Consider the following 25,376-nt stretch of genomic DNA (forward strand, 5'->3'; position numbering starts at 1 on the left):
GCGTCAGAAAAACAGTCCGACGTTTTAAATACTCATATCGCGGATTTATTCCCCGACACGCTCAGAAATAGCCTGCGGATTGTACGTGATAAACATCGCATCACCGTAACTAAAAAAGCGATATTCCGCTTTTACCGCTTCATGATAGGCGTGCATGGTGTTTTTATAACCAGCAAACGCGGAAACCAGCATGATCAGCGTTGATTCCGGCAGGTGGAAGTTGGTTACCAGGGCATCAATCACCTGATATTTATAGCCAGGATAAATGAATATTTGCGTATCGCCGAAAAACGGCTCGATAAGGTCGTTTTTGGCCGCCTGTGCCGCGCTTTCCAGTGAACGTACGGAGGTGGTGCCCACCGCAATCACGCGGTTGCCGCGCGCTTTTGCCGCCAGCACAGCATCAACGACATCCTGCGGCACTTCCGCATATTCGGAGTGCATGATGTGATCTTCGATGGTGTCTACGCGCACCGGCTGGAAAGTCCCCGCGCCCACGTGCAGCGTGACGAACGCCATTTCAATGCCTTTATCGCGCAGCTTAGCCAGCAGCGGATCGTCAAAGTGCAGACCCGCAGTCGGCGCGGCGACCGCACCGGGTTTTTCGCTATACACGGTCTGATACAGCTCGCGATCGGCGTCTTCATCCGGACGGTCAATATACGGTGGCAGCGGCATATGGCCGATGGCGTTAAGGATATCCAGCACGCTGCGCTCGTCGTTAAACTCGACTTCAAACAGCGCGTCATGGCGTGCCACCATCGTTGCTTTAATACTTTCGTCGTCGCCCAGCAGCAGCTCGGCCCCCGGCTTTGGCGCTTTCGAGGCGCGAATATGCGCCAGAATACGTTTGTCATCCAACATACGCTCGACCAGCACTTCGATCTTGCCGCCGCTGGCTTTACGGCCAAACAGACGCGCCGGAATAACGCGGGTGTTGTTAAAGACCAGCAAATCGCCAGGGTTGAGCTTATCGAGCAAATCGGTGAAAGTACCGTGCGTCAGCGCGCCCGTCGGCCCGTCCAAAGACAGCAAGCGGCAACTACTGCGCTCAGCTTGCGGATAGTGGGCAATCAGGGATTCGGGTAGTTCAAAGGTGAAATCGGTAACGCGCATGACACTGACTCAGACTAAAATAAGAGGCGGGTAGTCTAGTGCCGGGGCGTCCTCCCTGCAACCTTTACCCCTCAAGTTAAGAGACATAATCTATACACAAAATCATTCAAGATGCATCGAGGCGGCAACTGAATGAGTCCCCGGGAGCTTACTCAAGTAAGTGACTGGGGTGAGTGAAGACAGCCAACAAAGAGGCAGTTTGAAGGATGAAGTGGATATGAATTTTCTTGCACATTTGCATCTGGCTCACCTCGCCGACAGCTCGCTTTCCGGCAATTTGTTGGCCGACTTTGTCCGGGGCAATCCGGAAACGCACTATTCGCCTGACGTGGTGGAAGGCATCTTCATGCACCGTCGTATCGACGTGATGACCGATAACCTGCCGCAGGTGCGTGAAGCCAAAGAGTGGTTTCGCAGCGAAACGCGCCGTGTCGCGCCGATTACGCTGGACGTAATGTGGGATCATTTTCTGTCGCGCCACTGGTCGGAAATATCCCCCGACTTCCCGCTGGCGGACTTTGTGCGCTATGCTCGCACCCAGGTGACCACTATTTTGCCTGAATCGCCACCGCGCTTTATCAATTTAAACAACTATATGTGGTCAGAGAAATGGCTTGAGCGCTATCGGGACATGGATTTTATCCAGAACGTCCTGAATGGCATGGCCAGCCGCCGCCCACGACTCGATGCCCTGCGTGACTCATGGTATGACCTGGATACGCATTACGATGCGTTAGAGGAACGGTTCTGGCAGTTTTATCCGCAAATGATGGAACAGGCGCAGCGTAAAACCCTTTGACTACAGCCCGTATTAGCCGCCGGATAAGCAGTAGCCGCCATTCGGCAAAAGATTGATAGACAAAACCTGTCTCATTGATTGCCAGCGCCTCTTTGTCTTATTCGCGAACACTCTCTATACTGGCCCGCGTTGCGTTCCAAAAAACCCTTAACATTGCAGGAGAATTATATGGTACTGGTAACTCGTCAGGCTCCGGATTTCACAGCAGCTGCGGTACTGGGTAGCGGTGAGATCGTTGAAAACTTCAACTTCAAACAGCATACCAACGGTAAAACTACCGTTCTGTTCTTCTGGCCGATGGACTTCACCTTCGTTTGCCCGTCTGAACTGATCGCTTTCGACAAACGTTACGAAGAATTCCAGAAGCGCGGCGTGGAAGTTGTTGGCGTTTCCTTCGACTCTGAATTTGTCCACAACGCATGGCGTAACACCCCTGTCGACAAAGGCGGCATCGGTGCAGTGAAATACGCAATGGTTGCTGACATCAAACGCGAAATCCAGAAAGCCTACGGCATCGAGCACCCGGAAGCGGGCGTTGCTCTGCGCGGTTCTTTCCTGATCGACGCTAACGGCGTTGTTCGCCACCAGGTGGTTAACGATCTGCCGCTGGGTCGTAACATCGACGAAATGCTGCGCATGGTTGACGCGCTGCAGTTCCACGAAGAGCACGGCGACGTTTGCCCGGCACAGTGGGAAAAAGGTAAAGAAGGTATGAACGCGTCTCCGGACGGCGTGGCAAAATACCTGACCGAGAACGTTTCCAGCCTGTAATTGGCATGAATCGTAAGAGGCCCGCAAATGCGGGCCTTTTTTATTGGTCTATGTCGGATTATCCTTTTTCACTTCACGCCAGATTCGCCACGCCATAAGCGCCAGTACGGCGACCCCAAGAATTAACGCCCCCCACACCAACAACGTTTTCCACTGGCTTTGTTGCTCAGCTACTGACGTTGCCGTCAATCGCGCTTCACCACCAAGCGCCACGCTCTCCTGAAGAGTCGCCCACGGTAGATAATCTATCTCCTGCGATTTACGCAGCGACGCCGGGATCAGCATATCGAGACCAACATCTGCCTTTTTCGCCGCCCGGTTTCCCCACGCCAGCATATAAGGCCCTTTGCCCTGCGTATTAAACACCAGTTGATAACTGTCGCGCATGCCGCTCAACTCAGGCAGCCTCTCTGGCAAGCGGGCGTTAATGGTCGTCATCCGGACGGCCTCAACCAACTGACCGGAAAGATGAATATCTTCCGCACTCCTCCAGTCCAGATTGTAAAGCATGGTTTTTGTCAGCGGCTGCCAGGGCTCTTTTTCAGCGCTGCGCCAGGCCAGTTCCACCGGTAAAACACCTTCACTTTCCAGATCGATGCGAAGCGAGGTCAGCGGCTGGGGCTGCGCCCATCGCCAGACGGCTTCGTCATCCGAAACCTTATTCCCCTGGGCTTCAATCACGATACGCTCGGATTCCGGCTCGCTGCTGGCCGCTATCGCGCTCACGCTGTTTAACGTCAGCGCCGGACTTTGCGAGTCGAGGATCACAAGCAGGTAGCGAGTCGCCTCCACCGAGAGCGTGAGGCTGGCGCTGATGGTGTCCATTTTCAGGCGATCGTTATCACGCGTCAGATCCATTAACGGCGCATCTTCCTGCACGGGTCGCCAGTAGCGCAAATCACTGCTTGCATAAACCGAGGCTTTCCCCTGCCAGTTGCCCGCCTGCGAGTCCCAGTTCAGGCGTAACTGCGCCAGTGAAAAGGCATCTTTCGTCTCTTCCGGGAGCGTCAGTAAATAGCTCTGGCCGAGCGCTTTGACATCATCACTTTGCAAATGAATTTCAATGCCGCTCTTCGAGCGTAAAACAATAGCGTCTCCGCCTCGTTGCCCCTCCTCACGCGGCGCAACCGGTGACATATCAAGCGGGAAAAAACGCAGCGCCACTGCCTCTGGCGTAACGGGCTGGGTTTTCTGCGCCACCAGAGTAAACGGCACCGTCTCCCCCAGATGGTTAAAGACCCGGACATCGCGCAAATCCGCCCAGGCGGTACCCGGATACACCGCCGGAGGTAGCGAAAGGCGATACCACGGCGATGTGCCCGTAGTTTCCAGCGTCACCCCCGTTACGTAGTCCGCCGGAGACTCTTTCACTTCATCGCTGCTTACCGCCGCGCCTGTCGCGCCCAGCAGTACGCTGCATAACACCGCTTTCATCCATTTCATTTTTCTTCTCCAGCTTTGGGCGGTAATGGTGAAAAATACCCGATAATCAACACCAGAATGGCCACGCCGATAAACGCAACCGCGCGCGCCAGGCCGCCGCCTCCTGCGCTGTCCACCAGCATCAGTTTCACAATGACTATCCCCAACAATACCGCGCCACACAGCCATTCCCGACGCGAGCGGCGCCGGGTCGCCCGCAGCATCACCACCAATGCCGCCAGCATCCAGAACAGAGCAAAACAGGTTTGAATCAGCCGTGAATCCCATAGTGTGTCTACACGCCACGCAACCTCGCCATACCAGGACAATGCGCGCAGCAGCACACCATTGAGCCACCAAAAGCTGAGCGCCATCAGCGCCACAACCGGCCATGGGCGACATACCGAAAGCTGCGCCGGGAAATAGCGTTCAGACGCGCGATAAAACACCACCAAGCCCAGCAGGGCAAAAGCTGCGCCCTCTTCCAGCGGGTTGAGCAACGGCAGATAAGTCTGACGATAAACCACGCCATCTTGTAAATTGGTCAGCACGAGCAGACCGACCAGCACCAGCACAACGGGAACCATCGCCTGAACAGAATAGAGGGTAGGCCAGATGCGAAACGGCCAGATTTGTCGATGAACAGACTGATAAATCAGGAAAATAAGCAGCCCGCCAGCCGCCATCATCAGGCCGCTACCCCACGCGGCCCTTCCCCACGGCAGCCCCTGCGCGAACCAGAACAGCTCAACCGCGAGCGCCAGTAAAATCATCCAGAAGAACGATAAATGCGCCAGTCTGGAAAGCATTGGCGGTAATATTTGTGCGTCACGCCAGAGCAGCGCTACCGCAACAATTAGCGCCGCGCACCAGGCCAGATTCGGCCAGCCCGCCGCAAAAATCTGCTGTACAGCGATCTGATACATCAGCATCACCAGCATCATCGGCCACAGCAGCCATTTACTGGCATCCAGCTCCCGCCACGCCAGGCGACCCGCGATACTTCGCCAGCCCCAGCTCGATACCGCCATTAATGCCAGCACGCCAGACAGTACCCACCGCTCCTGTTTCAGAACGAGTTGCGATGCCGCAACGAGCGCAACAATCCAGAAAACCAAACCACCAGCGAGTAGCGCCCAACTGCCCGGCATCCAAATGTTGCGCCATAGCCATGCAGCAACCAGCCAACTGAGGCTGAGCACGGCAAAAATCAGCATGACTGAGAGCGCGGTTGTTCCGTTCGCCAGCGCCCATAGCGCGCTGCCCACGGCCAGCACGAGCAGCGCCGTACCGCTATAACTCATGCGTCGTTGCTGTTGTTGCACGCCCAGCCAGAGGATCCCAAGCCCTTCCAGCGACCAGGCCATCGCCGTCCAACGGGCTGAAAGCGCCAACGGGATAGCAAGAGTGGTAAACGCACCACCGAGCGCCAGGGCGGACAATACCAGAGGTCTCCCCAGAGAAGAGGAACGCCGCAACGCAAACTTTGCTAACACCAGATAGAAACCACCGTAGCCCAGCGCACTAAGCGCCGGACCATAAGCCATATGCCGGGTAATGGCATACTGCATTCCAAAACCGATCAGCGGTGGGGCAAACAGCAGTACGCCGTCAATAATCTGTTTGCCTTTTTCCTGCGCCCGGAGCGACAACGCCACGCTCAGCACGCCAAAAATAATCGTGTTGGCGATCAGGAACAGTTGGCAACTCAGGTAATACTCTGGTCGATAGCCCTCCAGGCCCCACACCCCGCCAACGCCGAAGGTGAACAGCAGGCCGAGCAGATTAAGCTCCCGCCAGTGCTGCCAGATGCTGATGGCGAGAATGCCGACCGAGAGCAGAAGATAGAAAGAGAAGAGCGCGACATGACTGCCGCCGCCGGTGGAAAGCAACAGCGGCGCGAGATAACCGCCAAGACTTGCCAGCATCGCCAGGCTGAGCGCCTTTTGCAGAATAGCCAGCCCCACACTCGCCGCACAAATCACCACCAGCAGCGCAAATGCCAGCGTCATTGGCAGCATTTGCCACAGCCGGAACGCGCCAAAGACGGTGAGATAGAGTGCTCCGGTAGCTCCCCCCTGTAATATCAGCGCATAAATCGGTTGCTTATGCCGCAACCGCCAGCCCAACGCCAACAGCACAATAGCGAACAGCGCGGCCGCCACCAGACGCAGCTCCAGCGGAAACAGAGAATGTTCGACCGTATAACGCAGCAGGAAAGAAAGCCCCAAAAACAGGAGCAAAATACCGAGCTTTGCCAACGGGTTACCCTGCATAAACCAGCGCACCAGCGATGACATTACCCCGCCAAAAGCAGAAGGCCGCTCGACGTCGGGCGTAGATACCGCCGCATTATCCGGCTTCGGCTGTGAAGCCCACGGGTTAACGGGCTCAGGCGGCGGCTCAGTTACAGGCTCCGGCGATACGCTGCTCATCGCAGCCGTTGGCGCATCGGCAGGAACAATATCTTTTGCTGCCGTTGGCTCAACGGCGCTGGTCTGCGCCACACCGCGCAGCTCCAGCTCCTCTACCCGACGGCGCAAGACCATCAGCTCAGAACGTACAGCCGCACTGCGTCTGAATGCCACGATCGCGAGGCCAGGAACCACTACCAGCGCGAAGAATAATACAATGCAGCCAAGGGTTAGCAGCTCATCCATGTTTCCACCTTCACTGTATAAAGACAGACCAGAATGACACAAATTGTTGCAGTTGCGCCATATCGGTTAACACGATGAATCGCTTTTCAGAATAGACAATCAGCCCCTGCGTTTGGCCAGGGGCTGTGATGAGGGATTAAAACGCGAAACAGGAGCAGCCAAGCGCGCCCCAGAAAGCCCGGTCATCTGACACCGGAATTGCCGATTTACGCGCTATATCATGCTGATGACCGTGTACGCCGCAGCTGCCGCAGCACTGGTGCATCTGCACCATTGCGCCAATTTTCGCCGTAGCAGGCGGCGCTGAGCGATAGTGCCCCGGCACTTTTACCACCGGCGACCAGTCAGGTACAACTGGGATGGCTGGCGGCGCCAGCGGAGTGAAATGCCCGGCCGCATACACCACTTTGCCATCGACAATGGTCATCACCGACTCTATGCCTTTGATCTCCTCTTCCGGCACACTGAAGTAATCTTTAGACAGCACCACCAGGTCGGCCAGTTGCTCTTTCTCGATGCGCCCTTTCTTACCCTGTTCGCTGGAGAACCAGGCGCTACCGGCCGTCCACAGTTCCAGCGCCACATCGCGCGGCAGGCGATTGTTATCATCGTACATCGCCATCCCTCCCACAGTACGGCCCGAAACCAGCCAGTAGAGCGCTGTCCACGGGTTGTAGCTGGCCACGCGGGTGGCATCAGTCCCCAGCCCTACCGGAACGTCAGCCGCCAGCATTTTCGCCACTGGCGGGGTATGTTTGACCGCATCTTTGCCATAGCGATCGACAAAATATTCGCCCTGGAACGCCATACGGTGCTGAACAGCGATCCCGCCCCCCAGCGCTTTTACGCGCTCGATATTCCGTTCGGTAATCGTTTCAGCGTGATCGAAGAACCAGTGCAGGCCATTGAACGGGATATCGCGATTCACCTTCTCGAATACGTCGAGCATTCGGCTGATGGATTCATCGTAGGTGGCGTGCAGCCGGAACGGCCAGCGGTGCTCCACGAGGTGGCGCACCACGCGCTCCAGCTCATCTTCCATACCTTCCGGCAGATCCGGGCGTGGCTGGAGGAAGTCTTCAAAATCCGCGGCCGAGAAGACCAGCATTTCCCCTGCCCCATTGGCACGGTAGAAGTCGGTCCCCTGCCCTGGTTTGAGCATATCGGTCCAGCGCTCAAAGTCTTCCAGTTCCTGCTGCGGACGCTGGGTAAACAAGTTGTAGGCGATGCGCACCGTCATCTGTTTGTTGGCGTATAGCTGCTCAATTATCTCGTAATCTTCCGGGTAGTTCTGAAAACCACCGCCTGCATCGATGGCGCTGGTCAGCCCGAGACGGTTCAGCTCGCGCATAAACTGCCGGGTCGAGTTGACCTGCATTTCCAGCGGCAGTTTTGGTCCTTTTGCCAGCGTCGAATAAAGGATCATGGCGTTGGGTTTGGCGATCAGCATCCCGGTTGGGTTACCGTTGCTATCACGCACAATCTCACCACCCGCCGGGTCCGGCGTCGCTTTGGTGTAGCCGACTGCTTTCAGTGCGGCACGGTTCAGCAAAGCTCTGTCGTAGAGGTGCAGAACAAAAACTGGGGTATCCGGGGCAGCTTCATTCAGTTCTTCGAGGGTTGGCATGCGACGTTCGGCAAACTGGAATTCGCTCCAGCCGCCCACCACGCGCACCCATTGCGGCGATGGCGTTCTGTCAGCCTGTTCTTTGAGCATGCGTAGCGCGTCCGCCAGCGACGGTACGCCTTCCCAACGCAATTCCAGGTTGTAATTCAGACCGCCGCGAATGAGGTGCAGGTGCGAATCGTTCAGGCCCGGGATCACCGTATGCCCTTGCAGATCGACAACCTGCGTCCCGTCGGTGGCAAAACTCATGATGCGATCGTGGCTACCGGTCGCCAGGATCTTACCATTGGCGATCGCCACCGCCTCCACCTGCGGGTTTTGTCTTTCGAGAGTATGAATTTTTCCGTGAGTCAGAATCAGTGTGGCAGTTTGAGACATAACAATCTCCTGAGAAACCGGTCAGGCTTTTTTCAGCCATCCGGCAAACAGACGGGTTACGATGGGCATCCAGAACCAGACCACCAGCGCAACCACACAGGCATCATTGATCAGATGCAGGAGTAACGAGCCCTTCATGGCAGGCAGCACAATGCCGGTCAACCACGGCACCAAATTGGTGCTGGGAAAAATCACCAGCAGAGTTATCAGAAACTGTTTCCAGCGCCTGGGCTGACGTACATGGGGCGCGGGCGGCGTAAACCAGAACGCTGCTTCGGTGCGGATTTCGGTTTTATCCCCCTCCGCCAGCAGCGGGGCAATCTCTTCGACCAGCACGCGGCGCGTATCGGACTGGGTCCAGTTATACAGATGCTCCAGCGTGTCGAAGCGGATAATGATGTTCCACAGATTGTTGCTATCTGCAGGACGAATCACATTCGCCCCCAGATGACCGGGAAACTCGGCCGCCACCGGCATGATTTTCCCCAGCCACTGCTCATACCGCTGCGCTTGTTCAGGCAGCAGGGTGTGGGAAATCACCAACGTCACATGTTTGTTCTGCGCCATAAAGGGTTCCTTGTGGAGAGGAAACAGGCCCGCTTAGGCCACGGAAGCAATACACAAAATCATTCATGGCGCATCGAAGCGGCAAGATTGTGTATCCCCGGAAGCTGACAAAGTGAGTGACCGGGGTACGCAAACGAAGCCTACAAAGAGGCAACATGAAGGATGAGGTGTATTTAGGCTTTACGTTCCGGCGCGCCATGCACCATGGTGTAGGCGTAATCCACGCCCATACCGTAGGCGCCGCTGTGCTCACGTACCAGATCCATGACGGCGTCGTAGGTTTCTTTGCGGGACCAGTCGCGCTGGTACTCGAGAAGAACCTGTTGCCAGGTCACAGGTACGGCACCCGCCTGTACCATGCGGTCGATAGAACGCTCATGGGCATCCACGGACGTGCCGCCGGAAGTGTCAGTTACCACATAAACTTCGTAACCCGCTTCCAGCGCCATCAGCGCCGGGAAAGTCAGGCATACTTCGGTCCACAGCGCGGAGATAATCAATTTTTTACGCCCGGTCGCTTCCACGGCTTTCACAAACGCCGCATCTTCCCAGGAGTTCATCGAGGTGCGTTCAATTGGTTTCACATCAGGATGAACCGCTAACAATTCCGGCCAGATATAACCGCTAAAACTTTTCGTTTCCACAGAAGTATAAATCACCGGAACATTAAATATTTTCCCGGCCTTCGCTAATGCCACGGTATTATTTTTCAAAGTCTGGCGGTCAATATTCGCCACACCAAATGACATTTGCGGCTGATGATCAATAAAAATAAGCGTTGAGTTTTGAGGGTCAATCAGTTCCCGAATAGACATAGCACACCTTCTTAATCAATAAGTTAAAAGGCAACGGTCTGTATCTGCCGTCAGCAGAAGGATCCTGAATCAGAAAGCTTGTTGAGTATAGCGGGAAATTTCTAACGAGTTATTAAAGAAAACTTACCATCCAGTGAAACTATTAATTTTGTGTTGCGATATATCCTAAACAACATCAAAAAAATGCGCATGACTCATCTAATTTATTCACTGGCATTGTTTTTCTCCATTCGGTACAACAGAGGGGTTTAATTTTCAGGATATTTTCTGCTTATGCGCATCAATCTGGATGTTTTGCTAATTCTCGACGCACTTGATAAACAGGGTTCATTTGCCGCGGCGGCGGAATCGCTGTTTAAAACCCCTGCAGCACTCAGCTATATGATTCAAAAGCTGGAAAGTGATTTGAATATCGAGTTGCTTGACCGTTCCGGTCACCGAGCAAAATTTACCGACACCGGTCAGATGATGCTGGAAAAGGGACGTTTGCTGCTGAGTGCGGCAAAAGATCTCGAAAAGCAGGCGGTGCAGCTGAGTTCAGGCTGGGAAAAAGAGCTGGCGATTGCGCTGGACGACTCCTTCCCTTTCGCCTCGCTGTTGCCCATTATCGATGAATTTCACGCGCTGAATAAGCAAACCCGCCTTAACTTCACCCACCATACGCTGGCGGGCTCCTGGGAGGAGCTGACGCATAATGGAGCAGATATTATTTTGGGGGCGATTAATGAACCGCCTACGTCAGCGGCCTGGTCCTACAAAATGCTCGGCACGCTGGACAATGTGTTTGTCGTTGCGCCTGAGCATCCGCTGGCCGCAGCACCGGATGGCCTGACTAACGAACAGCTGTGCCTGCACCGGGCGATTGTCATTAGCGACAGCGCCCGCTTTTGTCATCCGTTACAAACCAATCTGATGGAGGAGCAGGCGCAGATTCGCGTTGATGATTTCCACAGTAAGGTGATGCTACTGCGGGCCGGCTTGGGCTGCGGATTTCTCCCCCGCCATATTGCTAACCCGTGGCTTGCCACGGGCGAGCTGGTGGAAAAAACGGTCATCTCATTTCGCCAAAAAGACGTGGCCTATATGGCCTGGCGCAATAACCGCGATGGACTGGCGCAGCGCTGGTGGCGGGAAACGCTGCTGGCAAGCCCGGATGTTACGCGCTTATATCAATGACCCATCCACACCGAAGCGGAAATCGCCGGCAGCGTCAGGATATCCTCGGCAAGCACGCCTTTGCCCTCCTGGTGCTGCCATTGGCTGACGCTCAGTAATGGCGAGGCTGGCAGGACCACTTCACAGGCGTGGCCACGGTTAATCGCCACCAATACACGCTGGCGGTTTAGCACGCGTACAAACACCACCACGTTATCCTCGGCGTAAATCACCTGACAACCACCATGGCGCAGCGCCTGGCTCTGGTGGCGTAATGTTGCCAGCCGCTGATACAACGCCAGCAGGTTAGCGTCCTGTTTTTCAGGCTGCCACGGGAATGGTTTGCGACAAAACGGATCGTTGTTCCCATCCAGTCCCACTTCGTCACCGTAGTAAATACAGGGCACACCAGGCCAGGTAAACAGCCACACCACCGCCAACGGTAAACGTGCGACGTCTTTACCGAGCAGAGATTTAAAACGGGCGGTATCGTGGCTGTCGAGCTGGTTGAACATCCGCAACTGCTGCTGATGCGACAAACCCGCGCGATAGTTATCCATCCACGCCATACAGGTCTGGGCGTCAATGAATTGCGGATCGTATGAAATATCGGTATTGGCGAGAAATCCCCATATCGGAAAGGTAAAACCGCGATAGTTCATGGCGGCATCTTCCGCGTCGGCCTGCAACCATTGGCGCGCGTCGCCAAAATGCTCGCCCACCACATACGCCTCTGACTGGGTCTCTTTCGCCGCCTGCGTAATTCCGGCCACGTGCTGCAGGTTGTTGTGCGCACCACCGGCCTCTCCCAGCATATGCACCACGTCAAGACGCCAGCCGTCCATACTCCACGGCGCTTTCAGCCAGTGGCGAACGATACTGTCTTCGCCGCGATAAATTTCATTCACCAGGCTTTCAGAGGAAAAGTCCAGCTTGGGCAGGCTGGAATACCCCAGCCAATCGAGCGCGACGCCGTCGGCTGAGAAATGATACCAGTCGCGCCAGGGGGATTGCGGATTATGGCACGCGCCATCCGTTCCCCGATTATGTCGGTCAAACCAGGCGTGTGAATCGCCGCTATGGTTAAAAACACCGTCGAGAATCAGGCGCATCCCCTGCTGTTGGGTGGTGTGACGCAGGCGCAGCAGCGCCCTGTCGCCGCCAAACTGCGGATCAACATGACGGTAATCTTCGGTATCGTATTTATGCACGCTCGGCGCGGTAAATACCGGATTCAGGTACAGCGCCGTGACGCCTAACGTTTTCAGATACGGCAGCTTTTCGCTGATGCCGTCCAAATCGCCGCCATAAAACGTGGAGCCACCGGCCTGGGCCGTAAGCGGTTCATCCCACTCGCGCCGCACAATATCGTGTCCGGCAGCGTGGTGGTAATAGACGTTATCCTGAGTCGCTTCACGCGACTGGCTGCGGGCAAAACGGTCCGGGAAAATTTGGTAAAAAATCTGATCGGCGGCCCACTGCGGACCGTTATCCGGCACATCAACAGCAAACTGCTCCAGACGCGCAGGCGGAAAACGGCTGAATCCCTGCGGGGTAAACCACAGCTGACGATCGAGCCAAAGTAATTTAAAGCTATAGCGTCGACGAGGCTGTCCGCTGGAGAGATCGATCGCCGCTCTCCACGCGGTCACGCCCGGCTGTGGCTGGCTGCGTTGCTTGTGCATACCCAGCGAAATCTCTTCGTTATCGTTTTCTGCGCGTAGCGTCACCCGCTGGGGTGGATTTTCCCCCGCCAGCCATAATGTAATCGTCAGTTGATCTTTGTTTTGCTTAACAAATGGGGCAACCGGAAGGTGCCAGGCGTTCAACATCACGTATCCCCTTTGATGATAATGACGTCACCTTGCCATAGCGAAGTGCAGGATCACTCATCATCTTAACGTTTATTGGGGGAGGAGTGCGGGGGAGGAGAAAATTGCCGGGTAACATTAAGCTACCCGGCAAAAATATTACTGCGCTTCAGCCAGTTGGCGCTCGCGACGGCGCTTGAAAACCCAGCCGGCAAGCAGCAGGATAATCCACGCAAAGCCGACGTATAGCGAAATGCGGGTATCCGGATGATAGCCGATAAGCGCGATGATAAAGACCAGGAAAATCAGGCCAATGACGGTCGTCACAACCCCACCCGGCACTTTAAATTTCAGCGCCTTAACCTCTTCCGGCGGCAGACGACGACGGAAGGCAATTTGTGACAGCAGGATCATAATCCACACCCATACCGTTGCGAAGGTCGCCAGAGAGGCGATCACCAGGAAGACGTTTTCCGGCATGATGTAGTTAAGATACACCGCAAACAGCAGCGCGATGGTCATCACCATCACCGTCACCCATGGCACGCCACGACGCGACGTCTTGGCGAACATTTTTGGCGCGCTGCCCTGCTCCGCCATACCGTGCAGCATACGCCCCACGCCAAAGACGTCAGAGTTGATGGCCGACAGCGACGCGGTCAGGACTACGAAGTTGAGGATCCCGGCGGCAAAGGTAATCCCCATATGCTGGAACGTCAGAACGAACGGGCTACCGTCAGTGCCGACCTGGTTCCACGGGTAAATAGACATGATGACGAACAGCGTCCCCACGTAAAACACGAGGATACGCATCGGTACGGAATTGATGGCGCGCGGAATAGATTTTTCCGGGTCTTTGGCTTCGCCAGCGGTAATCCCGATAATCTCAATCCCGCCGTAGGCGAACATCACCATTTGTAGCGACATCACCATGCCGAGCCAGCCGTTGCTGAAGAAACCGCCGTTGCTCCACAGATTATGGATACCGGTAGGCTGTCCGCCGTTACCAATCCCCCAAATGATGATGCCAAAACCAGCGACAATCATGATGATAATGGTGGCGACTTTAAAGAACGAGAACCAAAATTCCAGCTCGCCAAACACCTTCACGCTCATCAGATTGATGGCGCAGATAATCAATACCACGCTGAGTACCCAAATCCAGTGCGGTACGGCCGGGAACCAGACGCCCATGTAAATACCAAAGGCAGTCACATCGGCAATGGCGACAATCAGGATTTCAAAACAGTAGGTCCAGCCGGTTATGTAGCCTGCCAGCGGTCCGAGGTTTTCCTGCGCATAGCGCGAGAAGGAGCTGGCTGCAGGGTTATGAACGGACATTTCGCCCAGCGCGCGCATAATGATATACGCCGCTACGCCGCCGATAATATAGGCCAGCAACACGCTTGGCCCCGCCATTTTGATGGCATCGGCCGAGCCGTAGAACAGCCCGGTACCAATTGCTGAACCTAATGCCATAAAGCGAATGTGCCGGGTGCTCAGCCCACGCTTTAGCTTGTTATTACTTTCCATCGATTCCTAACCTGTTAACACAATAAAAAACCACGGGGCCATGTTAATAGCCCCGTGGTTAAAACTTATTGTCAGTGATATTAGTGTGCGCTGGAGGTCACTTGTCGACCCGCTGCACGATCCCAGATAACTGCCAGGACCACCATCACGACTGTTGGCATCAACCACGCCAGCCCCTGCTCCGCCAGCGGTAAACGCTGGGTCCAGGCCGGTAACACGTCGCCAATTGCAGAAGCTTTAATGCCATCAAGGATACCAAAAATCAGGCTGATAAACATCGCAGGTGCAATGACGCGGGAAGAATTATGCCACCATGAGCGGGTAAAACTTAATACAACCAGTGCGATACATGGCGGATAGATAGCCGTCAGCACCGGAATAGAGATCTGAATCAGATGGCTCAGACCCAGGTTAGAGACCACCATCGAGAAGCCGCCGAGGATAAATACCAGCGTACGATAAGACAGTGGAACGTACTGGGCAAAGAACTCTGCGCACGCGCAGGTCAGGCCAACCGCGGTGACCAGACAGGCGATGAAAATCAACGCCGCCAGCAGGAAGCTCCCTGCGCCACCAAAGGTGTGCTGAACATACGCATGCAGAATTGCCGCGCCGTTAGCAGATTGATCGACCAGAATTGCGCTATCTGAACCCAGACGGAACAACGCGAGATACAGCAGCGTTAAGCCCACACCCGCCATCAAACCCGCCCAAACGGTATAACGGGTCAGCAGACGCGCTTCAGTAACACCACGCGAGCGAGCGGCGTTGACGATAACAATACCAAATACCATCGCGCCCAGCGTATCCATGGTCAGATACCCGTTCACGAAGCCATTAGAAAACGCCGCAGTTTGATAGGCTTCCATCGCATTGCTGATCGGGCCTGCTGGCCAGACGATTGCGGCGACAGACAGGACCACCAGCGCCAGGATTTTCAGCGGAGCCAGGAAATTACCAACCGTATCCAGCAGTTTGCCCGGATACAGCGAAACCAGAATCACAATCGCGAAATAGACCACGCTGTAGATAAGCAGTGGCAGCGCGGAGTCACCGGTCAGCGGTGCAATCCCGACTTCGAAAGAGACCGTCGCGGTACGCGGCGTAGCAAATAACGGTCCAACAGCCAGGTAGCACACGGTCGCCAGCAGCAAACCAGCGACTTTACCGATAGGCGTGCTCAGTCGGTCCACACCACCACCGACTTTCGCCAGCGCGACAACGGTAAGTACCGGCAGGCCAACGGCGGTAATCAAAAAGCCAAAAGCCGCAGTCCAGACGTGTTCACCTGCCTGCAAACCAACCATTGGGGGGAAGATGATGTTACCTGCACCAACGAACAGTGCAAATGTCATAAATCCCAAAGCGATAATATCGCGCGATTTTAACTGATGGGTCATAAAGTCTTACTGCCTGTGGATGTGGTGTTGAAAATAATAAATTTTTGCCTTTCCCTGGGGGACAATACAGCGGCATTTTTGCTCAATTCCAGCGGGAAACACTCCCAGACTGGCGCGGCGAAGAATAGTTTTTCGATTTACCGCGTAAATGCAGTCGGTATGACAGCACCTGGAGCGCAATTTAAACGCTTATAACGTTTTAAAGCAAGGTGGGATCCAAAAACCAGAACAATATAGCGATATGAAAAATGGGGTTAGCACAAAACACCATTTCATGGAAAAAGGTATGGGTAATAGTTCGAACAAAAAACAACCAAACGTCGTAAAATTCAGGATGGTTATATTGACCGCATAGAAAAAGCCAGCTTGCGCTGGCTTTTGGAAAGATTATCTTACGAATGCGCCTTAACCGTTAATTTTGGCAATTAAACGTTCCGGGATCACGAAACTAAATCGCGTCCCAACGCCTGGTTCGCTTTCGATACTCAAGCGACTGTCGTGATGATGCAGCGCATGCTTAACGATGGCCAGACCAAGTCCGCTGCCGCCCGTTTGCCGTGATCGCGCCTTATCCACACGATAAAAACGTTCGGTTAATCGTGGAATATGCTCGGCGGCAATGCCTGGACCGTTGTCTTCCACGCAAAACTCCGCCCCCGACGCCACATGCTGCCAGCGTACGGTAATGTGCGTTCCCGCTGGCGTATGGTTCACCGCGTTGTAGACGAGATTCGAGATAGCGCTACGCAACTGCTCCTCGTTACCCCGCACGTTCAGGCTGTTATCAACATCAAAGGTAAACGTATGTTTTTGCTGGCTCAGCGTTTGCGCTTCGTGTTCGAGCACGCGCAGCATCATGGGCACATCGACCTTCTCATTGAGCAGTAGCGTCGGCGCAGCCTCAATTTTTGACAGCGTCAGCAGCTGTTTCACCAGCCCTTCCATGCGATACGTTTGTTCACGCATGGTATGTAGCGCTTTTTCACGCGTCGTCCCTTCCAGCGGATGCTCCTGCATCATTTCCAGGTACCCTTGTAACACCGTCAGAGGCGTACGCAGTTCATGGCTGGCGTTGGCGAAAAAGTTACGTCGTGAACCTTCCAGTTGATGCATCTGGGTAACGTCGCGCGCCACCATCAGCAGTTGCTTATCGGTATAGGGCATCACGCGAATTTCCAGATGCCGTCCGGTATTGAGTACCAGATTGATCGGTCGGCTAAAATCGCGCGTTTTCAGATATTGTGTAAATTCCGGGTAGCGCAACAAGTTAAGAATATTTTGCCCGCTATCGTCCGGCCAGCGCAGTCCCAGAACCTGCTGGGCCAGTCCGTTACACCAGAAGATACCGCCTTCTTCAGTGGTCAGCACCACCGCGTCGGGTAGCGATTCCGCCCCGCTGCGAAAACGTTTAATCAGATTACCCAGTTCACGACGGCGCTTTTTGTTGCGCAGTTGCATTTGATGCAGCCCGTACAGCAACGGCTCCCAACTGCCTCGCCCCGGCGGCGGCGTCATGCTTCTGTCGACCCATAGCCACCAGGACAAACGTAATAAATTCCAGAAATGCCAGATAAGCAGGCCCGTTACCGACGCCAGTAAAAACCAGGGCAGGTAACCGAAAAAAGCGCTAAGGATAAATGCCGGTATGCAGCACAGGATCAGCTCCAGTACCAACCTTTTCCATGACAATCGTTCTAGCAAACGTCTTACTCCCTATACGGCCTAATCCTTCAGGCCCTGATTCTTGTCAGTCAGAAGCGGGTTGAAAAACGATATCCCGTCCCGCGAACCGTCTGCACCATACGATCGTGTCCGCTGTGCTCCAGCGCCTTACGTAAGCGGCGGATGTGCACATCCACAGTCCTGTCTTCCACGTACACATTGGTACCCCAGACATGATTGAGGAGTTGCTCGCGACTGTAGACACGCTCGGGATGAGTCATAAAGAAGTGCAACAGTTTGAATTCGGTCGGCCCCATATCCAGCGGATCCTCGCCGGTCATCACACGATGCGAGGTGGGATCAAGGCTTAGCCCCTGCATTTCTATAACCTCTTCCACCGCCATCGGTGAAATACGACGCAGAACTGCTTTAATACGCGCCACCAGTTCCTTGGGAGAAAAGGGCTTGGTAATATAATCATCCGCGCCGGTTTCCAGCACCCGGACGCGATCTTCCTCTTCCCCCCTCGCCGTCAGCATCATCACCGGGATATCCCGCGTCATCGCTTCGCGCTTGAGATGTTTAATAAACTGTAGACCCGAGCCGCCTGGAAGCATCCAGTCAAGCAGGACGAGATCCGGCCAGGGTTCATTGAGTTGGTTCACAGCACTGTCATAGTCTTCGGCTTCAACGGGTTGAAATCCGTTTTGCTCGAGCACGAAGCAGACCATTTCACGAATTGGAGCTTCATCTTCTACGACCAGAATACGTCTCGCCATGATTTGCCCTGTTTGTAATTAAATCGTTTGCCATCAATACAGTGCCATTATGCGTCAGTTTTATGACAGATTTATGAAAAGATAGTCCAGGTTTAACGCAGCCCGGCGAATTATGACAGCCCGGAGACAAGATATTCCCACTCGTGAAGGGTTATAATCCCCGCCATTGTTTTATCGTCATGGAACTCTTATGCGCATCCTTCACACGTCTGACTGGCATCTGGGCCAAAACTTCTACAGCAAGAGCCGCGCCGCCGAGCATCAGGCCTTTCTCGACTGGCTGCTGGAAACGGCACAATCCCAGCAGGTGGATGCCATTATTGTGGCAGGCGATATTTTCGATACCGGCTCACCGCCTAGCTATGCCCGTGAGCTGTATAACCGTTTTGTCGTCAATCTGCAGCAAACCGGCTGTCATCTGGTGGTGCTGGCAGGCAACCACGACTCCGTCGCCACACTCAATGAATCCCGAGATATTCTGGCGTTTCTCAACACCACGGTGGTTGCCAGCGCTGGTCATGGGCCGCAGATACTGCCGCTACGCGACGGTACGCCGGGGGCGATCCTGTGTCCGGTGCCTTTTTTACGTCCGCGCGACATCATCACCAGCCAGGCCGGGCTGACAGGACAAGAAAAACAACAGCATTTACTGGGCGCAATCACCGACTACTATCAGCAGCAGTATCAGGATGCCTGCACGCTGCGCGGCGACCACAATCTCCCCATCATTGCGACCGGGCATTTGACCACCGTTGGAGCCAGTAAAAGCGACGCCGTACGTGACATTTATATCGGTACGCTGGACGCCTTCCCGGCGCAAAACTTCCCACCGGCAGACTACATCGCGCTGGGACATATTCACCGGGCGCAGATTATCGGCGGCACGGAACATATTCGCTACTGCGGCTCGCCGATTGCCCTCAGTTTTGACGAGTGCGGCAAAAGCAAATGTGTACATCTGGTGAGCTTTGACGCGGGGAAACTCAGCGCCGTTGAAAATCTCACCGTGCCGGTTACGCAGCAGCTTGCGGTACTGAAAGGCGATTTAGCCGCCATTACTACTCAGCTTGAGCAGTGGCGCGGCGTGCAGCAAGAGCCACCGGTGTGGCTGGATATTGAAATCACCACCGACGACTACCTGCATGATATGCAACGTAAGATCCAGGCCTTAACCGAAGATTTACCGGTAGAAGTGCTACTGGTGCGCCGCAGTCGTGAACAGCGCGAACGCATTATGGCCAATGAACGACGTGAAACGTTAAGCGAGCTGAGCGTGGCAGAGGTTTTTGACCGCCGCCTGGCGCTGGAAGAACTCGAAGAACCGCAGCGTGAGCGGCTTAACCAGCTGTTTAGCGCAACCTTACAAACGCTTGCCGGGGAGGCTGAAGCATGAAAATTCTCAGCCTGCGCCTGAAAAACCTCAACTCCCTGAAGGGAGAATGGAAAGTCGATTTTACGGCAGAACCGTTTGCCAGCAACGGGTTGTTCGCTATCACCGGGCCAACGGGCGCGGGGAAAACGACCCTGCTGGACGCAATTTGCCTTGCGCTGTACCACGAAACGCCGCGCCTGAATACCGTGTCACAGTCGCAAAACGACCTGATGACCCGCGACACCGCGGAGTGTCTGGCCGAGGTCGAGTTTGAGGTGCGGGGCGAAGCCTACCGCGCATTCTGGAGCCAGAACCGGGCACGCAATCAGCCGGAGGGCAATCTGCAGGTCCCTCGCGTAGAGCTGGCCCGCTGCTCCGACGGTAAAATCCTCGCCGATAAGGTCAAAGATAAGCTGGAGATGACCGCCGAGCTTACCGGGCTGGATTACGGACGTTTTACCCGTTCGATGCTGCTGTCTCAGGGGCAGTTTGCCGCATTTCTTAATGCCAAACCGAAAGAACGCGCCGAGCTGCTGGAAGAGCTGACCGGCACTGAGATCTACGGCCAAATCTCCGCCATGGTATTTGAAAAGCACAAATCAGCGCGTACGGAACTGGAAAAATTGCAGGCCCAGGCCAGCGGTGTTGCGCTGTTAACGCCAGAGCAATTGCAATCCCTGACAGAAAGTTTGCAGGTACTTACTGACGAAGAAAAACAATATCTTACCTGCCAACAAGCCCAGCAGCAGCACCTCAACTGGCTCATGCGGCAAAATGAGCTACAGGCGGAGATAAACCGTCACCAGCAGGCATTACAGGCGGCACTTCAGGCGCAGGAAGACGCGCAGCCGCAACTGGCGGCGCTGAGTCTGGCACTCCCAGCCAGAGCGTTACGCCCACACTGGGAGCGAATCCAGGAACAAACGGCTACGATTGACCGTACGCGACAGAAGATTCAGGAAGTGAATGCTCGCTTACAAAGCAGCTTAGCGCTGCGCGGACGTATTCGTCAGCAGGCACAAACGCAGTCAGCCGCTATGCTCGCCGGACAGCAAACGTTAACCGACTGGCTGAAAGAACATGACCGCTTCCGTTTGTGGAGTAGCGAACTGGCAGGATGGAAAGCGCTGCTGGCCCAACAGTCCGACGCCAGCGCCCAACTGCGCCAGTGGCAGCAGTTGCGGGAGAACGACATGCGCAAGCTCGATGCGCTGGCGCTTCCCACGCTGACCCTTTCGGTACAACAGGTAACGGAAGCGCTGGCGCAACATGTGCAGCTTCGTCCGTTACGCCAGCGGCTGAGTAATCTGCACGGGCAAATCGCCCCGAAGCAAAAGCAACTGGCGCAGCTACGCGCCACGCTTGTGCAGCGTCAGCAGGAGCTGGCCCAGCGCAATGCGGTGCTTACAGAAAAGCGTCAGCGCTATAAAGATAAAAATCAGCAGCTTGCCGATGTGAGAATCATTTGCGAGCAGGAAGCCCGCATCAAAGATCTGGAAAGCCAGCGGGCATTATTGCAATCCGGCATGCCTTGCCCACTTTGCGGCTCCACCACGCACCCGGCGATTGAGCGCTATCAAACGCTCGAACTGAGTGTGAATCAGACACGGCGTGAAGCGCTGGAAAAAGAGGTCAAAACGCTGGCCGATGAGGGTTCAACGCTACGCGGTCAACTTGAGGCGATAACCCAGCAACTTCAGCGCGATGAACGCGACGTACAAACGCTTTCTCTGGAAGAGCAAGCACTTACTCAAGAGTGGCAGACAGTCACCGCCAGCCTCAACGTGACGCTGCAACCGCAGGATGACATCGCCCCGTGGCTTGCCGCCCAGGAAGAGCACGAGCAGCAGCTTCACCAGTTGAGTCTGCGTCATACCCTGCAGGCGCAAATCACCGCACACACAGAGCAGATTACTCAGCTCCAGCAGCATATTGACCAGCGTCAGGCAACGTTAACCGCCGAGCTGGCCCGTCATGGTCTGTCCCTTCCGGCCGAGGGTGAAGTCGCCTCATGGCTGAGCGAGCGGGCGAACGAAGCGCAAATGTGGCAGCTGCGCCAGAACGAACTGGCTGAATTACAGGCTCGAATCGCCCAGCTTGCGCCGGTGCTGGAAACGCTGCCTGAAACCGATGCGCTTGGTGAAAACATTGAGAATCTGTCGCTGGAAAACTGGCGGCAGGTGCACGACGATTGCCTCTCTTTACAGGGGCAGTGGCAAACCTTACAGCAGCAGGAGGCGCAGGACGTTCAGCGCGCTGCAGAAATTCAGGCGCAGTTTGATACCGCATTGCAGGCCAGCATCTTTGCCGATCGCGACGCCTTTATTGCCGCCCTGCTGGATGAAGAGACCTTTAACCGCCTTGAACAATTGAAGCAATCACTGGAAGGCCAGCGACAGCAGGCGCAAACGCTGCTTAATCAGGCGCAGCAGGCGCTGGCGACTCATCAACAACAGCGACCAACCGGGGTGGATCTCACGCTCACCGTGCAACATCTTCACGACGCGCTGGCGCAACTCACCCAGCAGCTACGGGAGAACACCACTCGTCAGGGCGAAATTCGCCAGCAGCTCAAGCAGGATGGAGAAAACCGCCAGCAGCAGCAGGCGCTGATGCTCGAGATTGCGAAAGTCGCACAGCAGGTCGAAGACTGGGGCTATCTGAACGCGCTGATCGGCTCGAAAGAGGGAGATAAATTCCGCAAGTTTGCCCAGGGGCTGACGCTGGATAATCTGGTCTGGCTTGCCAACAACCAGTTGACCCGTCTGCACGGTCGCTATCTGTTGCAGCGCAAGGCCAGCGAAGCGCTGGAGCTGGAAGTGGTTGATACCTGGCAGGCCGATGCCGTGCGTGACACGCGTACGCTTTCCGGCGGCGAGAGCTTCCTCGTGAGTCTGGCGCTGGCGCTGGCGTTGTCCGATCTGGTCAGCCACAAAACGCGAATTGACTCCCTGTTCCTCGACGAAGGTTTCGGCACGTTGGACAGCGAAACGCTGGATACCGCCCTGGATGCGCTCGATGCGCTCAACGCCACTGGCAAAACCATTGGTGTCATCAGCCACGTTGAAGCGATGAAAGAACGCATTCCGGTACAGATCAAGGTCAAAAAAATCAACGGACTGGGCTACAGCAAACTCGATAAAATATTTGCAGTTGATGCCTGATAGCAGCTCAGCTCCAGAAGGCCGGATATGCGCCAGCGCTATCCGGCACGGCACATAGCACGATCGTGAATACACAAAGACGGATATGAAATGGCATTCCACTTCGCTTATCCGCAAGCTATCTCTATTGGCGGCGAACGTTCGCCGCTATGGCGCACATCGTGCGTCTTTCTTGTTGGCAGGTGGTATGAAAAAAGTCATTTTCTCTTTAGCTCTGGGGACATTTGGGCTGGGCATGGCCGAGTTTGGCATCATGGGTGTACTCACCGAGCTGGCGCGGGACGTGGGAATTTCCATCCCTGCCGCTGGCCATATGATTTCGTTTTACGCCTTTGGCGTGGTGCTGGGCGCGCCTATTATTGCGTTCTTTTCCAACCGCTTTTCTCTCAAGCACATTCTGCTGTTTCTGGTCACGCTGTGCGTGATCGGCAACGCCATCTTCACCCTCTCCTCCTCATATTTAATGTTGGCGGTGGGCAGGCTGGTTTCCGGCTTTCCACACGGCGCGTTTTTTGGCGTTGGCGCGATTATCCTGTCGAAGCTGGCCCGTCCGGGAAAAGTCACCGCCGCCGTCGCGGGCATGGTTTCGGGTATGACCGTTGCTAATCTGATTGGCATTCCCATCGGCACCTGGCTGAGCCAGGAATTTAGCTGGCGCTACACGTTTCTGCTGATAGCCGTCTTTAATATCGCCGTGATGGTCTCGATAACTTTTTGGGTACCCAACATCAGCGATGAAGCAAAAGGGAAACTGCGCGAACAATTTCACTTTTTGAAAACCCCCGCCCCGTGGCTCATCTTTTCCGCCACCATGTTTGGTAACGCCGGGGTTTTCGCCTGGTTCAGCTACGTCAAACCGTACATGATGTTCATCTCCGGCTTTTCCGAAGCGCTGATGACCTTCATCATGATGCTGGTGGGATTGGGGATGGTGTTGGGAAATCTGCTGAGCGGTCGCCTTTCTGGCCGCTATACGCCGCTGCGTATTGCGGTAATAACCGACTTTGTAATTGTGCTGGCTCTGCTGCTGCTCTTTGCCTTTGGCGGGATCAAAGCCGCGTCGCTGATCTTCGCCTTTATTTGCTGCGCGGGCCTGTTTGCCCTGTCGGCGCCGCTGCAAATTTTGCTGCTGCAAAATGCTAAAGGGGGTGAGCTGCTGGGTGCGGCAGGAGGGCAAATTGCCTTTAATCTCGGCAGCGCAATTGGCGCCTGGTGCGGTGGTATGATGCTGACGCTGGGCTTTGCCTACAACTACGTGACGTTGCCGGCGGCGCTGCTGTCGTTTTCTGCAATGTCGTCGCTGCTGCTCTACGGTCGCCTGAAGCGCAGCGTATCCCGGATGACTCCCGCTGCCGGATAGCCTCTGCGCTACCCGGCAACGCGAACATTACTCCTGCGGCCACAACCAGGCCGCGCCGCGCACGCCGCTGGAGTCACCGTGCAGCGCCTTGCGTAGAGGCGTTTCGCACTCGCCGCCAAAGACAAACTGTTTAATCAACGTTGGCACGTTTTGATACAGTCGGTCGACATTGCTCATTCCGCCGCCCAGCACGATTACGTCCGGATCGAGAATATTCACCACATGTGCCAGTGATTTCGCCAGACGCAGCTCGTACCGACTCAACGCCTGTTCCGCCTGGGCATCCCGGGCATTAACAAGACTGATAATTTCACTGCCCTTGAGCGGCTTACCGCTCAGACGCTGGTAGTCGGTGGCAAAACCGGTTCCGGAAATGAAGGTTTCAATGCAGCCTTGCTTGCCGCAATAGCAGGGCACTTCCTGCCGATAACGCAGTTCGTCTTCGTCCATCCACGGCAGCGGATTATGCCCCCACTCGCCCGCAGTACCGTTGCCGCCCGTGTGCGCCCGGCCGTTCAGCGCCACTCCAGCGCCACATCCTGTACCGATAATCACCGCAAACACGGTTTGCGCCCCCGCCGCTGCACCATCAACGGCTTCAGAAACCGCCAGGCAGTTGGCATCATTTGCCAGCCGCACTTCGCGATTCAGACGCGTACTTAGGTCTTTGTCAAAAGGTTGCCCGTTAAGCCAGGTCGAGTTGGCATTCTTCACCACTCCGGTGTAGGGCGAAATTGAACCGGGAATGCCCATCCCGACGGTTCCCGACTGCCCGGTGGCCTTTTCCGCCATCTCCACCAGCGCGGCGATGGTTTCTATCGTTTGCCGATAATCATCACGCGGCGTGGGCAGGCGATGGCGAAAAAGCTGTTCGCCTGCATCGCCAAGCGCGATAACTTCCGTTTTCGTACCGCCTAAATCGATACCTATACGCACTGTTTGCTCCTCTTCCCGATTAACAATGCAAGCATAGCGACAATTCGCT

General features: G+C 55.3%; 18 protein-coding genes. 6 read left to right on the top strand and 12 right to left on the bottom strand.

From position 1 onward, the window contains the following. Positions 1-45: 45 nt before the first annotated feature. Positions 46-1,116, bottom strand: coding sequence for a tRNA preQ1(34) S-adenosylmethionine ribosyltransferase-isomerase QueA (gene queA, locus HV314_RS19175; protein ID WP_003021529.1), 1,071 nt, complete (start codon positions 1,114-1,116; stop codon positions 46-48). A 217-nt stretch (positions 1,117-1,333) separates the two neighbouring features. Between queA and acpH the strand changes: the two genes are divergently transcribed. Continuing rightward, entirely contained in the window at positions 1,334-1,915 is a 582-nt protein-coding gene (gene acpH, locus HV314_RS19180; RefSeq protein ID WP_019076154.1) for an ACP phosphodiesterase, read from the top strand. Between the two features lie 168 nt (positions 1,916-2,083). Further along, the gene (locus tag HV314_RS19185; protein ID WP_003021524.1) at positions 2,084-2,686 is read left to right on the top strand and encodes a peroxiredoxin; all 603 of its coding nucleotides are present in this window, start codon (positions 2,084-2,086) and stop codon (positions 2,684-2,686) included. Between the two features lie 48 nt (positions 2,687-2,734). On the opposite strand, the gene HV314_RS19190 is transcribed toward HV314_RS19185, so the two are convergent. From HV314_RS19190 to HV314_RS19210, 5 genes are all read right to left on the bottom strand, one after another. Then, complete coding sequence (locus HV314_RS19190) at positions 2,735-4,129, bottom strand: DUF3999 domain-containing protein (protein ID WP_141894815.1); 1,395 nt, start codon at positions 4,127-4,129, stop codon at positions 2,735-2,737. Continuing rightward, positions 4,126-6,768 (bottom strand): DUF2339 domain-containing protein, encoded by a 2,643-nt coding sequence (locus HV314_RS19195; protein ID WP_181546456.1) that lies wholly within the window; start codon positions 6,766-6,768, stop codon positions 4,126-4,128. The genes HV314_RS19190 and HV314_RS19195 overlap by 4 nt, the downstream gene beginning before the upstream one ends. A gap of 136 nt (positions 6,769-6,904) precedes the next feature. Next, a complete protein-coding gene (locus HV314_RS19200; protein ID WP_053388992.1) occupies positions 6,905-8,773 on the bottom strand; it encodes an amidohydrolase in 1,869 nt (622 codons plus the stop codon). Between the two features lie 21 nt (positions 8,774-8,794). Next, entirely contained in the window at positions 8,795-9,340 is a 546-nt protein-coding gene (locus HV314_RS19205; RefSeq protein WP_181546458.1) for an antibiotic biosynthesis monooxygenase, read from the bottom strand. 173 nt (positions 9,341-9,513) lie between these two features. Then, positions 9,514-10,155 (bottom strand): hydrolase, encoded by a 642-nt coding sequence (locus HV314_RS19210; protein WP_003021513.1) that lies wholly within the window; start codon positions 10,153-10,155, stop codon positions 9,514-9,516. Between the two features lie 273 nt (positions 10,156-10,428). Between HV314_RS19210 and HV314_RS19215 the strand changes: the two genes are divergently transcribed. Further along, positions 10,429-11,331: a LysR family transcriptional regulator gene (locus HV314_RS19215; protein ID WP_016152020.1), complete on the top strand. Its 903-nt coding sequence runs from the start codon at positions 10,429-10,431 to the stop codon at positions 11,329-11,331. Here the strand turns inward: HV314_RS19215 and malZ are convergent. The 5 genes from malZ to phoB all read right to left on the bottom strand — a co-directional run bounded on the left by malZ (position 11,325) and on the right by phoB (position 18,495). Beyond that, positions 11,325-13,142, bottom strand: coding sequence for a maltodextrin glucosidase (gene malZ / locus HV314_RS19220; protein ID WP_181546460.1), 1,818 nt, complete (start codon positions 13,140-13,142; stop codon positions 11,325-11,327). The two genes, HV314_RS19215 and malZ, sit on opposite strands and share 7 nt — an antisense overlap. A gap of 138 nt (positions 13,143-13,280) precedes the next feature. Further along, a complete protein-coding gene (proY, locus tag HV314_RS19225; RefSeq protein WP_016152018.1) occupies positions 13,281-14,654 on the bottom strand; it encodes a proline-specific permease ProY in 1,374 nt (457 codons plus the stop codon). Between the two features lie 80 nt (positions 14,655-14,734). Continuing rightward, positions 14,735-16,054, bottom strand: coding sequence for a branched-chain amino acid transporter carrier protein BrnQ (brnQ, locus tag HV314_RS19230; RefSeq protein ID WP_016152017.1), 1,320 nt, complete (start codon positions 16,052-16,054; stop codon positions 14,735-14,737). Between the two features lie 405 nt (positions 16,055-16,459). Next, on the bottom strand, positions 16,460-17,755 hold the full coding sequence (gene phoR / locus HV314_RS19235) for a phosphate regulon sensor histidine kinase PhoR (RefSeq protein ID WP_029139432.1): 1,296 nt from the start codon (positions 17,753-17,755) through the stop codon (positions 16,460-16,462). A gap of 50 nt (positions 17,756-17,805) precedes the next feature. After that, the gene (gene phoB / locus HV314_RS19240; protein WP_181546462.1) at positions 17,806-18,495 is read right to left on the bottom strand and encodes a phosphate response regulator transcription factor PhoB; all 690 of its coding nucleotides are present in this window, start codon (positions 18,493-18,495) and stop codon (positions 17,806-17,808) included. A 190-nt stretch (positions 18,496-18,685) separates the two neighbouring features. Here phoB and sbcD point away from each other — a divergent pair, with 190 nt between their 5' ends. The 3 genes from sbcD to araJ all read left to right on the top strand — a co-directional run bounded on the left by sbcD (position 18,686) and on the right by araJ (position 24,391). Continuing rightward, entirely contained in the window at positions 18,686-19,888 is a 1,203-nt protein-coding gene (gene sbcD / locus HV314_RS19245) for an exonuclease subunit SbcD (RefSeq protein WP_047501945.1), read from the top strand. Beyond that, positions 19,885-23,031, top strand: a complete 3,147-nt coding sequence (sbcC, locus tag HV314_RS19250; RefSeq protein WP_181546464.1) for an exonuclease subunit SbcC — start codon at positions 19,885-19,887, stop codon at positions 23,029-23,031. Before sbcD ends, sbcC begins: the two co-directional genes overlap by 4 nt. Before the next feature lie 187 nt (positions 23,032-23,218). Then, the gene (araJ, locus tag HV314_RS19255; RefSeq protein WP_181548115.1) at positions 23,219-24,391 is read left to right on the top strand and encodes an MFS transporter AraJ; all 1,173 of its coding nucleotides are present in this window, start codon (positions 23,219-23,221) and stop codon (positions 24,389-24,391) included. Between the two features lie 27 nt (positions 24,392-24,418). On the opposite strand, the gene mak is transcribed toward araJ, so the two are convergent. Then, on the bottom strand, positions 24,419-25,327 hold the full coding sequence (gene mak, locus HV314_RS19260; protein ID WP_046275382.1) for a fructokinase: 909 nt from the start codon (positions 25,325-25,327) through the stop codon (positions 24,419-24,421). Positions 25,328-25,376 lie beyond the last annotated feature (49 nt).

The organism is Citrobacter sp. RHBSTW-00887, assembly GCF_013728095.1.
GTDB classification, from domain to species: domain Bacteria; phylum Pseudomonadota; class Gammaproteobacteria; order Enterobacterales; family Enterobacteriaceae; genus Citrobacter; species Citrobacter braakii.